Raw genomic sequence first — 13,618 nt, forward strand, 5'->3', positions numbered from 1 at the left:
ATATTGCAAAAATGGGTGTTTGACTATATAAACATTCCTATTGAACTGCAGCTTCCCCTTGCTTAACCCAGTTGATCAAACCACCTGCAAGCATAACCTCTACTTGTCTTTTAGAAAGAGAATGGCGCGCGTTGATTGTACCCTTTCCTTTAACTTCTACTTGTATCTCATTTGCTTTCGGTAATGTTGTATGCAAGTTTTTTACTAGGAGTGTATCTTCATCATCAATCGCTTCATAATCTTCCTCATGGATGAATTCGATTGGAAGGACTCCAAAATTAACTAGGTTCTGCCAATGAATTCTCGCAAAGTCTTTTGCAATCACACATCGCAGCCCTAAATAGCGGGGAGCTAAAGCGGCGTGTTCCCGGCTGGAACCCTGTCCATAATTATTCCCGCCGATTATAACATGCCCGCCTTGTTCCCTGATCCCCATGGCCCGCTTATAGTAGGTATCATCCAGTATCTCAAAGGTGAACTTACTAATTTCCTCCAGGTTGCTACGAAATGGAAGTACTCGTCCACCGCCTGCCAGGATTTCATCTGTGGATATATCGTCGCCCACTTTAAAAATGACAGGAAGCTCCATGGAATCGGGTAATGGCTCAAACTCCGGTATCGTGGAGATATTAGGTCCCTTGACCAATTCCGTTTTCCTTGATTGTTCCAATGGCAGTGGTTTCTCCAACAATTCATTGTTAATTGTAGGATGTTCCGGAAGTTCCACTTGTGGATAATCCATGCCAAGATCACGCGGATCAGTAATTTTACCAGTCAATGCCGAAGCAGCCGCCGTTTCCGGACTGCACAAGAACACCGAATCTTCTTTCGTCCCGGACCGTCCGGGGAAATTACGCGGCGTTGTGCGAAGGCTGTTTTTCCCGGTCGCTGGTGCCTGTCCCATGCCAATACAACCATTACACCCAGCTTGATGCAGGCGCCCTCCGGCTTGAATCAATTCAAACAAAAGGCCTGTTTTAGTTAAATCTGAGAGTAGCTGTCTCGATGCCGGATTGATGTCCAAGGAAACATTACTGGAAACTTGCCTGCCCTTTACCATTTCAGCAACTATGGCAAAGTCCCGATAACCCGGATTCGCCGAAGATCCTATATACGCTTGATAAATAGGTTCACCAGCCACTTCCCTTACTGGCACGACATTGCCCGGGCTTGTTGGCTTGGCGATTAACGGTTCCAAAGAGGAAAGGTCCATTTCTTCGGTTATATCGTAAGTAGCACCTTTATCTGCTTTCAATTCTTTCCAATCACCTGCTCTTTCTTCCAGCTCAAAAAATTTGCGGACTTCTTCATCAGATGGAAAGACAGTAGTTGTAGCCCCCAACTCGGCCCCCATGTTTGCAATCACATGCCTGTCCATCGCGCCTAAGCACTTCAAGCCAGGCCCATAAAACTCAATTATCCTGCCGACGCCACCTTTCACTCCGTGCCGGCGGAGCAGTTCCAGGATGACATCCTTGGCACTAACCCATTCCGGCAGTTCTCCCGTCAATTTCACACCCCAAATTTCAGGCATTTTGACATAAAAAGGTTTTCCAGCCATTGCAAGAGCAACTTCCATCCCCCCTGCTCCCATCGCCAACATGCCTATTGATCCAGCAGCACATGTATGACTATCAGAACCTACCATTGTTTTACCCGGTTTGCCGATTCGCTGCATATGCACAGGATGGCTGACACCGTTTCCAGGTTTACTGAAATATACCCCGAACCTCCTGGTAGCGCTTTCCAAAAAAAGATGATCATCGGGATTCTTATGGTCCACCTGAATCAAATTGTGGTCTACGTACTGGGCAGATGCCTCTGTTTTGACTCTGTCGATCCCCATTGCTTCCAATTCCAACATGACCAGAGTTCCTGTCGCATCCTGCGTTAGTGTCTGGTCTATTTTAAGACCGATTTCTTCCCCTGTCCGCATTTCACCTTCGATCAAGTGCTCTTTGATCAATTTTTGCGCCACATTAAGAGCCATGAAGAAAATAATCTCCTTTCCTTTTTAGCTTTTAGGTGAAGTAATCCACACGCTCTAAGGTGTCTGTTATAGTAATCCTTTACCTTACTCACCCCTCTTCAAACCTGTCTAAGAAAAGAACAGAAAAAGACCGGCCATGTTTAGCCGGTCTTTCTGCTTGTTAAATAAAATCTGTCACTCTGTAATTTTCTCCGTTGGTCATTCTATCTCCTAATTCCAATACCTTCATGAGCCCTCCGGCGACAGTATCAGGATTGCGCAGACTGTTTGTTTCTTTATACTGCCGGAAGTTCTCTACATCTTTGAATTCCTGCTCTGATGCAGCCCTTATCTGTCCCTGCATGTCCGTATCCATAATCCCGGGGTTATACAAAATTGTCATATTGCCGGTTTTGTTTTCTTCCTGTTCCAAAGCAACAGTAGCCGTGTACCTATTCAAAGCCGCTTTTGTGCTGCAATAAGCACTCCATCCGTAAACAGACCTGTCAGCTGCACCAGAGGTGACATTGACAGCTGTCAGTACGGCTGAAGATGAAGCAGCTTTTTGAAGGAAGATATTTGTGGATGCCATCGGGGCAATCAAATTGACGTTTACATGTTGTGTTAAACTGTCCGTATCGTAGCCGCCGGCCGTATCGACAGGTTCTACCATGCCAGCATTGTTGATGAGGTAAACCTTTTTGTAGTCCCTGCCGAATGATAGATCGGCAAGTCTTTTGAATACTTCCCCGACTTCTTCCGGATTACTTAAATCACATGTTTCATGTTGATATGTAACAGATTTTCGATCAGAAAGAGCTTGCAGATCTTCATTATTCTGCCGTGATACGCCGATAACAGAGATTCCTTTCTCCATAAGTAATTTCGCAATCGACGTGCCTAACCCCCTTGAAGCACCTGTCACCACTGCTATTTCCATAATTGAGTACCTCCTTGTTATTCTTGCAAAAGTAAATATAACTGTTTATAAATAGAAACAATTTCTTCTATCCTCATTCTGACAAGACCGCTTGATGAGGGCGCAACGAATTCCTTCACCCCCGGTACAATCGATGACTCCTGCAGTCCCCAGGGAACCTGCCTTTTTTTGCTGTATTCCTGATAGACTCCTTTTCCGACAAAACAGGCAGCTTGTGGTTGATAATGGGAAATCCGTTCGATCAACAACCTTCTACCATGCTCATACTCTTCTTTTGTGATTTCTGCTGCTTCTTTGGTTGGCCGTGCCACAATATTGGTAAATCCATACCCCATCTCCAACAGTTTGGAATCCTCTTCTGGTGAATATTTTCTCGGTGTTAAACCGGACTGATGTAAAATTTTCCAGAAACGATTATTGGGATTTGCGTAATGGTGACCTGTTTCCGATGATTTAACGCTCGGGTTAAAACCTATGAACAGGATTTTCAAGCCTTTTTCTAAATGATCTGGAATTGGTTCTAACATACTAATCCTCCGTTGCTTGGACTTGTTCTATGCATATGCCGATTATGGATAAGAGCCCGCCGAATGAGCAAGTATAACAGCAAAGGGGGTGCTTCCATGAAGAAAGCCGGAAAAAAAGATTACAAACTGAGCTATGAATCCGACGGCGTTATGGGAAAAGAACGGAAACAAAAGCAGGATAAAAAAGACCACTCCAAAGATGACAAGATGTTCTTTAATATCACTGAGGGTAGCGAATAGGGTCAAAAGAGCACCATTAGTCTGGTGCTCTTGTCCTGCCGTCAGTTATCAAGCTTGATATTTTTCAATCCATTTTTGATGAATTCATCCTCATATTGCTCGGCAAACTTGCCCCTTTTTTCCAATGCATCTTGATCAAGCTTATTGACAGGCCCCAATTCTCTCAATAAATCCCGGTTCGCCAACCGATAGGTAAGTTCCTGCCAAAAATTGAAGTCCTCGTATTCCTTGATGAACTTATGAACCTTCTCTTGGTAATTCTCATTAAATTCATATACTTCTTCAGGTACTTCATAATAGTTTATATCTTCTTTCAAACCGGCCTGCTCATATTTAGAAAAAACGGCATTTTCCACTTGTCTGTACGAATCAATTTCAACGTTCCGGTGCGCATTGACCATCCAGTTTCCTAAATACACCAGTTCAATCAGTTTCTTATATTGGCTCTCTGTCAGTTCTAGATTTACTTTCCCCATGATATCCCCCTTTTTAACCGATGATTTGTTTTCCTTCCTGTGCTAAGGCAAAGTGAATGGCATGTTTAAGGGTAGAAAAACAGTCCAACCCTTCCAAATTAAAGTTGGTTTCCGTTAGTTTTATCCCCAGCTTCGGCGAAATGCCTACAATCAGACTTTTGGTGCCAAGCAACTTGGTGGCATTGGTAAGACTCTGCAGTAGGGAAATCGTATAGTCGTCGATTTCTTTGTTTAAACCGGTCACATCCAAAATCAGATAATTGGCCGAATAATCCGGCAAGTGCTGCAATGTGTTGCTAAGCATATCTTCCGCTCTGGCTTCGTCGTATTTTCCCAGTAAAGGGATAACGACTATTCCTTCCAGAACAGGGATGATCGGAGAGGAAATTTCTTTGACCAAATCTGTTAACACCTTGGTTCTTTCTTCTACTTTTTGTTCCAGTTTGAGAAGATCCTCTTGTTCCTGCTGTCTTATGTAATGATGAATATCCTGGACAGGATGTCCTTCTGATGGGAAATAATGCACTTCATCATATTCATTTCCTTCTATCTGGCTCTTGGACACTTCGAAGCCGATGTTTTGTTCAAACAGGCCTGTCAGCGTCCCGGCAAGGTGACCGGGTAGGAAGTTTCCTATTTTCTCTTTTCCTTGCAGCCGGTTAATTTTATACTCCCAGCTGTCCCGCATCCGGATGGTCACTTTTTTTTCTTCCGGATTAATCTCGACTACCTCCATCGCAAACCAGCCTGCTGATGCATATATCCCGGTTAAAGAATGAATGACTTGTGTAATATCATCCCCTCTGAAAAAGTCACTGACCAACTGTCCCATGCGGAAACCGGCAGTTTCCATTACAATATTGGCCGCAGCGCTTCCGGAAACTTCCTCTATTGTATTTACAAATGATTTCATAGCGGTCTCAATCCAGAAAATAATGACATCTTCTCCTTCAAATGTCATCCTTCCATCCTCTGGTTGCCACTGATAACTGGCATTATGATTTGTTACAGAATTGCTCATTGTCGGTATTCTCTCCTTCTATTCTCTTCCTCATAGTGTAACACTACGCTTTTTATTAAAAAAGAAAAGTGATTAAACCAAAAAGCAGGACAAAAGCCTGCTTTTTCACTATGGTTTTAATACAACTTTTATACAATTGTCTTCCTTGCCATTAAAAATTTTATATCCATGTTCCGCGTCTCCCAGAGGCATTTCATGGGTGATAATTTTTGTAGGATCTATCTCTTTGTTGATGATTTGTTTATATAGCGGCTCCATGAACGCTCTGGCAGGCGCCTGCCCCATTTTCAAGTTGATATTTCGTTGAAAAAACGGGCCAAGCGGAAACATGTTGTACAATCCTCCATATACTCCAGTTAATTGCACAGTTCCGCATTTTTTCACAGCCTTGGTTGCTATCTGGATTGCACCAAGTGTACCACCTTGCAATTTGAGTTTCTGCTCGACAAACTCCAGAGGAGATTTCTTTCCGTCCATTCCAACACAGTCGATGACCACATCCGCACCACCTCTGGTTGCTTCTTTCAGGACTTCACCCATATCCTCATGTTCGGTGAAATCGAATATCTCAGTCAGATTGTTCTTTTTAGAATGTTGTAACCTTTCGGCGATATAGTCCACTGCGATCACCCGCTTTGCGCCTTTCTGCCATGCAAACTGCTGGGCCATCAAGCCAATCGGACCGCATCCCAACACAATTACTGTATCCCCTTCTTTCACCCCGGCGTTCTCAACACTCCAATAGGCAGTGGGCAATACATCTGACAAAAATAATAGTGAATTATCTTCCAGTTCACAGTCCTCTGGAATGACAAATGGGGTATAATTCCCAAATGGAACCTTTAAATACTCAGCCTGCCCGCCAGGATGGTTCCCAAATTTTTCTGTATAACCAAAGTATCCGCCAGAATCATAGTGTGGATTCGCATTATCACATTGGCTCTCCAAGTGGTTATCGCAATATTGACAATGGCCGCAGGCAACAGTGAATGGGATGACGACTCGATCACCTTTTTTCACCTTGGTGACATCCGGCCCAACTTCTTCCACTATGCCCATCGGCTCATGCCCGATTGTATAACCGATCGGCAACGGGAAATTCCCTTGGTATAAATGGAGATCAGAACCACAGATTGCAGTCGAAGTAACTTTAATGATAATATCTTCTTTATCCTCTAACTTGGCATCTGCCACTTCTTTGACAGCTACCGAATACTTCCCTTGATAAGTAACAGCTTTCATTATTTTCCTCCTCTTCAAATAGCTTAATTCTATGGTGGCTATCTTCATAACAGCTTATACTTATTAATTGATCCAAAATATCTCATCTTGGTTTGAAAGGATGTTGTTAAGTCTGGTAAGTAGTGCCGGAGGAGTAACAAGGAATTTTCATTTATTTAAGCAAAAATAAAGGCGACTCTACAAAGCGGGAAAAGCAGTTGTGCTCTTTAAGGGGATTTTCATCTAAATATTTGGGGATACATTAATAATGCTGTTTAGAAGCAAAAAAAACCTTAGCCAAGTAAAAGCTAAGGTTTTTCAAACGAACTTTATTAATAATTTTCAGAGAGTCTTCTTTTTTCACGTACGGGAGCCATATTATTTTTAGCCAGCCACTTATGATAGAACCATTCTCCAGCTGCAATAACGACGGCTGTAATCAATGCAGGAAGAAAGGTATTTTCTGCACCGATAACCGCAAGTCCGATCCACAGTACAATTAGCGATAGACCGAAATCGGAAATGGTGGCCATCATGTTGCTTGTTTTCGGAAATATCATCATATCTCCTAAAACATATGCTCCGGCGATCAGGATGATTCCAAGAACAGTCGTGCTCCAGAACGATACATTAAAGCCTAACGTTAGGACAATCCACATTATAGGTAAAACCATTATCGCTTTAACTCCCAGTGCCTTTCCGTGTTCCATGAAAATACCTCCTTTTTTGTATTTGTAGTTGTTTTACCATTATTTTAGTGGTTCTAAACCTTCTCAGAATATATTAGGATAAATTTACTATTGACTTTTTCTGTATGTTGGTTAAGTGTTGTTTCTTTGTTAGAACTAATTTTATTGAGAGAAATTGTGAACTATTGTGTAATAAAGGTTGCTATTTTGCGTACGGTGTAATATTGAATGTCTTTTCAAAGTCCAATGGTAAGAACAGCTTTCGATGCGCCCTCAGTTAGTGTAATTTTTCATAAATTATCATAGACGAAACTAGCTCTTCACTCGTAACTTCGTTGGTTGATTTGGCAAGGATGTTGTTGGAAACAACGATCAAATCAGAGCTACATTACGGAAGGAGCTAATTACTATGTAGTTCACCATAAAGTAAGTAGGTTTAAACCTATCAAATGAAAAGAATTACGCCTAACACTTGAACTAACTAAAGCTGTTCAAAATAACACAAATACTAACATAGAGTGGGAGTCTTGGTTTATCGCTTTATTTTCATATCATTCTTGATAAAACCAATTTCCCCATAAAAAAAAACCCTGAGAAAATGTTTCTTCTCAGGAGTTTTCTCTATGCCCGGCGGCGTCCTACTCTCGCAGGGGCAATGCCCCAACTACCATGGGCGCTGGGGCCTACACGATGTAGGTCAGTTCGGCGTTGCCACAGGACGTAGCGTTCTTAGTCGAACTTCCTTGCCCTTCTTCATGTTTTTTCTTCTCTTTCATCTATCCTCTAAGCAACTATTTTCTCTTAAAAAAACCCCTGAGATAATGTTTCTTCTCAGGGGTTCTCTCTTTGCCTGGCGGCGTCCTACTCTCGCAGGGGCAATGCCCCAACTACCATGGGCGCTGGAAAGCTTAACTGCTGTGTTCGGCATGGGAACAGGTGTGACCTTTCCGCTATTGCCACCAGACCTTAATTTTAAAGGATGTACCTTCAAAACTAGATAAGAGGGTGGAGACATCTAAAGGTGTTTTCATGTTTGTGCAGTCCAGTTACGGCTCCTAACAGCTAGTGTATAGTTCATCCATCACCAGGACTCCAAAAGCAGAGTCCTTTGTGCTGGCTGATCTATCCATACGCTGTTGGACAGTCGCCTTCACTTTCTTTTTATAGTTAAGTCCTCGATCGATTAGTATCCGTCAGCTGCACGTGTCACCACGCTTCCACCTCGGACCTATCAACCTCATCGTCTCTGAGGGATCTTACTCATTTAAAATGATGGGAAGTCTCATCTAGAGGGGGGCTTCATGCTTAGATGCTTTCAGCACTTATCCCTTCCACACGTAGCTACCCAGCTATGCTCCTGGCGGAACAACTGGTACACCAGCGGTGTGTCCATCCCGGTCCTCTCGTACTAAGGACAGCTCCTCTCAAACTTCCAACGCCCACGACGGATAGGGACCGAACTGTCTCACGACGTTCTGAACCCAGCTCGCGTACCGCTTTAATGGGCGAACAGCCCAACCCTTGGGACCGACTACAGCCCCAGGATGCGATGAGCCGACATCGAGGTGCCAAACCTCCCCGTCGATGTGGACTCTTGGGGGAGATAAGCCTGTTATCCCCGGGGTAGCTTTTATCCGTTGAGCGACGGCCCTTCCATACGGCACCGCCGGATCACTAAGCCCGACTTTCGTCCCTGCTCGACTTGTAGGTCTCGCAGTCAAGCTCCCTTCTGCCTTTACACTCTGCGAATGATTTCCAACCATTCTGAGGGAACCTTTGGGCGCCTCCGTTACTCTTTAGGAGGCGACCGCCCCAGTCAAACTGCCCACCTGACACTGTCTCCGGACCGGATCACGGTCCTGGGTTAGAATGTCCGTACAGCCAGGGTGGTATCCCACCGACGCCTCCACCGAAGCTAGCGCTCCGGCTTCTAAGGCTCCCACCTATCCTGTACAAGCTGTACCAACATGCAATATCAGGCTACAGTAAAGCTCCACGGGGTCTTTCCGTCCTGTCGCGGGTAATGCGCATCTTCACGCATAGTATAATTTCACCGGGTCTCTCGTTGAGACAGTGCCCAAGTCGTTGCACCTTTCGTGCGGGTCGGAACTTACCCGACAAGGAATTTCGCTACCTTAGGACCGTTATAGTTACGGCCGCCGTTTACTGGGGCTTCGGTTCAACGCTTCGCCTTGCGGCTAACGCGTCCCCTTAACCTTCCAGCACCGGGCAGGTGTCAGCCCCTATACTTCGCCTTACGGCTTCGCAGAGACCTGTGTTTTTGCTAAACAGTCGCTTGGGCCTTTTCACTGCGGCTTCTCGCAAAAGAAGCACCCCTTCTCCCGAAGTTACGGGGTCATTTTGCCGAGTTCCTTAACGAGAGTTCTCCCGCTCACCTTAGGATTCTCTCCTCGCCTACCTGTGTCGGTTTGCGGTACGGGCACCTCTTTNATTTTCATGTTTGTGCAGTCCAGCTCCGCGGGCTAGATGCTCGCGTCATAAGTCACTCCCCTACAAGCCCAAAGTTCGGGGCTTTACGGAGATTGTCTTATGCGTGTCGCATCTGGGCAAGCCCGCTGCGCTTTCTCGTTTATAGTTAAGTCCTCGATCGATTAGTATCCGTCAGCTGCACGTGTCACCACGCTTCCACCTCGGACCTATCAACCTCATCGTCTCTGAGGGATCTTACTCATTTAAAATGATGGGAAGTCTCATCTAGAGGGGGGCTTCATGCTTAGATGCTTTCAGCACTTATCCCTTCCACACGTAGCTACCCAGCTATGCTCCTGGCGGAACAACTGGTACACCAGCGGTGTGTCCATCCCGGTCCTCTCGTACTAAGGACAGCTCCTCTCAAACTTCCAACGCCCACGACGGATAGGGACCGAACTGTCTCACGACGTTCTGAACCCAGCTCGCGTACCGCTTTAATGGGCGAACAGCCCAACCCTTGGGACCGACTACAGCCCCAGGATGCGATGAGCCGACATCGAGGTGCCAAACCTCCCCGTCGATGTGGACTCTTGGGGGAGATAAGCCTGTTATCCCCGGGGTAGCTTTTATCCGTTGAGCGACGGCCCTTCCATACGGCACCGCCGGATCACTAAGCCCGACTTTCGTCCCTGCTCGACTTGTAGGTCTCGCAGTCAAGCTCCCTTCTGCCTTTACACTCTGCGAATGATTTCCAACCATTCTGAGGGAACCTTTGGGCGCCTCCGTTACTCTTTAGGAGGCGACCGCCCCAGTCAAACTGCCCACCTGACACTGTCTCCGGACCGGATCACGGTCCTGGGTTAGAATGTCCGTACAGCCAGGGTGGTATCCCACCGACGCCTCCACCGAAGCTAGCGCTCCGGCTTCTAAGGCTCCCACCTATCCTGTACAAGCTGTACCAACATGCAATATCAGGCTACAGTAAAGCTCCACGGGGTCTTTCCGTCCTGTCGCGGGTAATGCGCATCTTCACGCATAGTATAATTTCACCGGGTCTCTCGTTGAGACAGTGCCCAAGTCGTTGCACCTTTCGTGCGGGTCGGAACTTACCCGACAAGGAATTTCGCTACCTTAGGACCGTTATAGTTACGGCCGCCGTTTACTGGGGCTTCGGTTCAACGCTTCGCCTTGCGGCTAACGCGTCCCCTTAACCTTCCAGCACCGGGCAGGTGTCAGCCCCTATACTTCGCCTTACGGCTTCGCAGAGACCTGTGTTTTTGCTAAACAGTCGCTTGGGCCTTTTCACTGCGGCTTCTCGCAAAAGAAGCACCCCTTCTCCCGAAGTTACGGGGTCATTTTGCCGAGTTCCNAATAGCTAGCGTATAGTTCATCCATCATTCTGTGCCAAGATCAGGCACGCCATGCTGGCTGATCTATCCGTACGCTATTGATCAGTCGCTTTCACTTCCTAATTTTACTCTTATCTAGTTTTCAAGGTACAAAAATGAAGGATTTAATCCCTCAAAACTGAACCAAACAATCAATTATGCCATTCGTTTTTGCTCCGAAGAGCAATTATCCTTAGAAAGGAGGTGATCCAGCCGCACCTTCCGATACGGCTACCTTGTTACGACTTCACCCCAATCATTGGCCCCACCTTCGGCGGCTGGCTCCAAAAGGTTACCTCACCGACTTCGGGTGTTGCCAACTCTCGTGGTGTGACGGGCGGTGTGTACAAGGCCCGGGAACGTATTCACCGCGGCATGCTGATCCGCGATTACTAGCGATTCCGGCTTCATGCAGGCGAGTTGCAGCCTGCAATCCGAACTGAGAATGGTTTTATGGGATTTGCTACACCTCGCGGCTTCGCTTCCCTTTGTACCATCCATTGTAGCACGTGTGTAGCCCAGGTCATAAGGGGCATGATGATTTGACGTCATCCCCACCTTCCTCCGGTTTGTCACCGGCAGTCACCCTAGAGTGCCCAACTGAATGCTGGCAACTAAGGTCAAGGGTTGCGCTCGTTGCGGGACTTAACCCAACATCTCACGACACGAGCTGACGACAACCATGCACCACCTGTCACTCTGTCCCCGAAGGGAACCTCTTGTCTCCAAGAGTGGCAGAGGATGTCAAGACCTGGTAAGGTTCTTCGCGTTGCTTCGAATTAAACCACATGCTCCACCGCTTGTGCGGGCCCCCGTCAATTCTTTTGAGTTTCAGCCTTGCGGCCGTACTCCCCAGGCGGAGTGCTTAATGCGTTAACTTCAGCACTAAGGGGCGGAAACCCCCTAACACCTAGCACTCATCGTTTACGGCGTGGACTACCAGGGTATCTAATCCTGTTCGCTCCCCACGCTTTCGCGCCTCAGCGTCAGTTACAGACCAGAGAGCCGCCTTCGCCACTGGTGTTCCTCCACATATCTACGCATTTCACCGCTACACGTGGAATTCCGCTCTCCTCTTCTGTACTCAAGTTCCCCAGTTTCCAATGACCCTCCACGGTTAAGCCGTGGGCTTTCACATCAGACTTAAGGAACCGCCTGCGCGCGCTTTACGCCCAATAATTCCGGACAACGCTTGCCCCCTACGTATTACCGCGGCTGCTGGCACGTAGTTAGCCGGGGCTTCCTCGTTAGGTACCGTCAAGGTACCGCCCTATTTGAACGGTACTTGTTCTTCCCTAACAACAGAACTTTACGATCCGAAGACCTTCATCGTTCACGCGGCGTTGCTCCGTCAGACTTTCGTCCATTGCGGAAGATTCCCTACTGCTGCCTCCCGTAGGAGTCTGGGCCGTGTCTCAGTCCCAGTGTGGCCGATCACCCTCTCAGGTCGGCTACGCATCGTCGCCTTGGTAGGCCGTTACCCCACCAACTAGCTAATGCGCCGCGGGCCCATCTGTAAGTGACAGCCAAAAGGCCGCCTTTCAACTCTTCTCCATGCAGAGAAAAGTGTTATCCGGTATTAGCCCCGGTTTCCCGGGGTTATCCCAGTCTTACAGGCAGGTTGCCCACGTGTTACTCACCCGTCCGCCGCTCGTTCCGCAAGCTCACACCCCGAAGGGTGATTGCTTGCTTCCCGCGCTCGACTTGCATGTATTAGGCACGCCGCCAGCGTTCGTCCTGAGCCAAGATCAAACTCTCCATAAAATGTGAGCTTGCTTGCTCGAAAACTTGACNGTTCGAACGGTACTTGTTCTTCCCTAACAACAGAACTTTACGATCCGAAGACCTTCATCGTTCACGCGGCGTTGCTCCGTCAGACTTTCGTCCATTGCGGAAGATTCCCTACTGCTGCCTCCCGTAGGAGTCTGGGCCGTGTCTCAGTCCCAGTGTGGCCGATCACCCTCTCAGGTCGGCTACGCATCGTCGCCTTGGTAGGCCGTTACCCCACCAACTAGCTAATGCGCCGCGGGCCCATCTGTAAGTGACAGCCAAAAGGCCGCCTTTCAACTCTTCTCCATGCAGAGAAAAGTGTTATCCGGTATTAGCCCCGGTTTCCCGGGGTTATCCCAGTCTTACAGGCAGGTTGCCCACGTGTTACTCACCCGTCCGCCGCTCGTTCCACAAGCTCAACACCCCGAAGGGTGATTGCTTGCTTCCCGCGCTCGACTTGCATGTATTAGGCACGCCGCCAGCGTTCGTCCTGAGCCAAGATCAAACTCTCCATAAAATGTGAGCTTGCTTGCTCGAAAACTTGACTAGCATTTCTTGCTTGACATAATGATTGTTTTGTTCAGTTTTCAAAGATCAAATAATGGTGGGCCTGAGTGGACTTGAACCACCGACCTCACGCTTATCAGGCGTGCGCTCTAACCAGCTGAGCTACAGGCCCATTATCTAAATGGAGCGGGTGAAGGGAATTGAACCCTCGACATCAGCTTGGAAGGCTGAGGTTTTACCACTAAACTACACCCGCATATTCAATTTGTTGTACGAAATGGTCGGGAAGACAGGATTTGAACCTGCGACCCCTTGGTCCCAAACCAAGTGCTCTACCAAGCTGAGCTACTTCCCGTAAATGGCGCGCCCGAGAGGAGTCGAACCCCTAACCTCTTGATCCGTAGTCAAACGCTCTATCCAATTGAGCTACGGGCGCT

At 47.3% G+C, this 13,618-nt stretch carries 8 protein-coding genes, 4 tRNA genes, 2 rRNA genes and 4 other annotated features; of the genes, 1 reads left to right on the top strand and 13 read right to left on the bottom strand.

The window, feature by feature from the left end; translation table 11 throughout:
* Positions 1 to 37: 37 nt before the first annotated feature.
* From CZ434_RS10945 to mug, 3 genes are all read right to left on the bottom strand, one after another.
* On the bottom strand, positions 38 to 1,990 hold the full coding sequence (locus CZ434_RS10945; RefSeq protein WP_077623184.1) for an aconitate hydratase: 1,953 nt from the start codon (positions 1,988 to 1,990) through the stop codon (positions 38 to 40).
* A 160-nt stretch (positions 1,991 to 2,150) separates the two neighbouring features.
* On the bottom strand, positions 2,151 to 2,909 hold the full coding sequence (locus CZ434_RS10950) for a (S)-benzoin forming benzil reductase (RefSeq protein ID WP_077623185.1): 759 nt from the start codon (positions 2,907 to 2,909) through the stop codon (positions 2,151 to 2,153).
* Between the two features lie 17 nt (positions 2,910 to 2,926).
* Complete coding sequence (gene mug, locus CZ434_RS10955) at positions 2,927 to 3,436, bottom strand: G/U mismatch-specific DNA glycosylase (protein ID WP_077623186.1); 510 nt, start codon at positions 3,434 to 3,436, stop codon at positions 2,927 to 2,929.
* A 96-nt stretch (positions 3,437 to 3,532) separates the two neighbouring features.
* On the opposite strand from mug, the gene CZ434_RS22155 reads away from it, so the two are divergent.
* Complete coding sequence (locus CZ434_RS22155) at positions 3,533 to 3,676, top strand: hypothetical protein (RefSeq protein ID WP_179107243.1); 144 nt, start codon at positions 3,533 to 3,535, stop codon at positions 3,674 to 3,676.
* Positions 3,677 to 3,717: 41 nt separating this feature from the next.
* Here the strand turns inward: CZ434_RS22155 and CZ434_RS10960 are convergent, their stop codons facing one another.
* The 10 genes from CZ434_RS10960 to CZ434_RS11005 form a co-directional block, all read right to left on the bottom strand.
* The gene (locus CZ434_RS10960; protein WP_077623187.1) at positions 3,718 to 4,152 is read right to left on the bottom strand and encodes a hypothetical protein; all 435 of its coding nucleotides are present in this window, start codon (positions 4,150 to 4,152) and stop codon (positions 3,718 to 3,720) included.
* Between the two features lie 13 nt (positions 4,153 to 4,165).
* Complete coding sequence (locus CZ434_RS10965) at positions 4,166 to 5,173, bottom strand: STAS domain-containing protein (RefSeq protein ID WP_077623188.1); 1,008 nt, start codon at positions 5,171 to 5,173, stop codon at positions 4,166 to 4,168.
* Positions 5,174 to 5,281: 108 nt separating this feature from the next.
* Positions 5,282 to 6,415, bottom strand: coding sequence for a zinc-dependent alcohol dehydrogenase (locus CZ434_RS10970; protein ID WP_077623189.1), 1,134 nt, complete (start codon positions 6,413 to 6,415; stop codon positions 5,282 to 5,284).
* A 311-nt stretch (positions 6,416 to 6,726) separates the two neighbouring features.
* Positions 6,727 to 7,104 carry a DUF2512 family protein gene (locus CZ434_RS10975; RefSeq protein ID WP_077623190.1) on the bottom strand — a complete coding sequence of 126 codons (378 nt, stop codon included), beginning with the start codon at positions 7,102 to 7,104 and terminating at the stop codon, positions 6,727 to 6,729.
* An 827-nt stretch (positions 7,105 to 7,931) separates the two neighbouring features.
* A 5S ribosomal RNA gene (rrf, locus tag CZ434_RS10980) occupies positions 7,932 to 8,047 on the bottom strand.
* 211 nt (positions 8,048 to 8,258) lie between these two features.
* Positions 8,259 to 9,128, bottom strand: a sequence feature (23S ribosomal RNA rRNA prediction is too short).
* A gap of 9 nt (positions 9,129 to 9,137) precedes the next feature.
* Positions 9,138 to 9,474, bottom strand: a sequence feature (23S ribosomal RNA rRNA prediction is too short).
* 213 nt (positions 9,475 to 9,687) lie between these two features.
* Positions 9,688 to 10,557: a sequence feature (23S ribosomal RNA rRNA prediction is too short), on the bottom strand.
* A gap of 21 nt (positions 10,558 to 10,578) precedes the next feature.
* Positions 10,579 to 10,888 (bottom strand) — a sequence feature (23S ribosomal RNA rRNA prediction is too short).
* 213 nt (positions 10,889 to 11,101) lie between these two features.
* Positions 11,102 to 12,668, bottom strand: a 16S ribosomal RNA gene (locus tag CZ434_RS10985).
* A gap of 608 nt (positions 12,669 to 13,276) precedes the next feature.
* Positions 13,277 to 13,353, bottom strand: a tRNA-Ile gene (locus tag CZ434_RS10990).
* A gap of 10 nt (positions 13,354 to 13,363) precedes the next feature.
* A tRNA-Gly gene (locus CZ434_RS10995) sits at positions 13,364 to 13,437 on the bottom strand.
* Between the two features lie 22 nt (positions 13,438 to 13,459).
* Positions 13,460 to 13,536: transfer RNA gene (locus CZ434_RS11000), tRNA-Pro, on the bottom strand.
* A gap of 4 nt (positions 13,537 to 13,540) precedes the next feature.
* Positions 13,541 to 13,617 (bottom strand) — tRNA-Arg (locus tag CZ434_RS11005).
* Position 13,618 lies beyond the last annotated feature (1 nt).

This window comes from Sediminibacillus massiliensis, assembly GCF_900156915.1.
Lineage (GTDB): Bacteria > Bacillota > Bacilli > Bacillales > Amphibacillaceae > Sediminibacillus_A > Sediminibacillus_A massiliensis.

What these genes read in the sequence shown, in the direction of transcription:
- CZ434_RS10945 (WP_077623184.1), bottom strand. Translation starts at nt 1,990, where the DNA reads ATGGCTCTTAATGTGGCGCAAAAATTGATCAAAGAGCACTTGATCGAA.
- CZ434_RS10950 (WP_077623185.1), bottom strand. Translation starts at nt 2,909, where the DNA reads ATGGAAATAGCAGTGGTGACAGGTGCTTCAAGGGGGTTAGGCACGTCG.
- mug (WP_077623186.1), bottom strand. Translation starts at nt 3,436, where the DNA reads ATGTTAGAACCAATTCCAGATCATTTAGAAAAAGGCTTGAAAATCCTG.
- CZ434_RS22155 (WP_179107243.1), top strand. Translation starts at nt 3,533, where the DNA reads ATGAAGAAAGCCGGAAAAAAAGATTACAAACTGAGCTATGAATCCGAC.
- CZ434_RS10960 (WP_077623187.1), bottom strand. Translation starts at nt 4,152, where the DNA reads ATGGGGAAAGTAAATCTAGAACTGACAGAGAGCCAATATAAGAAACTG.
- CZ434_RS10965 (WP_077623188.1), bottom strand. Translation starts at nt 5,173, where the DNA reads ATGAGCAATTCTGTAACAAATCATAATGCCAGTTATCAGTGGCAACCA.
- CZ434_RS10970 (WP_077623189.1), bottom strand. Translation starts at nt 6,415, where the DNA reads ATGAAAGCTGTTACTTATCAAGGGAAGTATTCGGTAGCTGTCAAAGAA.
- CZ434_RS10975 (WP_077623190.1), bottom strand. Translation starts at nt 7,104, where the DNA reads ATGGAACACGGAAAGGCACTGGGAGTTAAAGCGATAATGGTTTTACCT.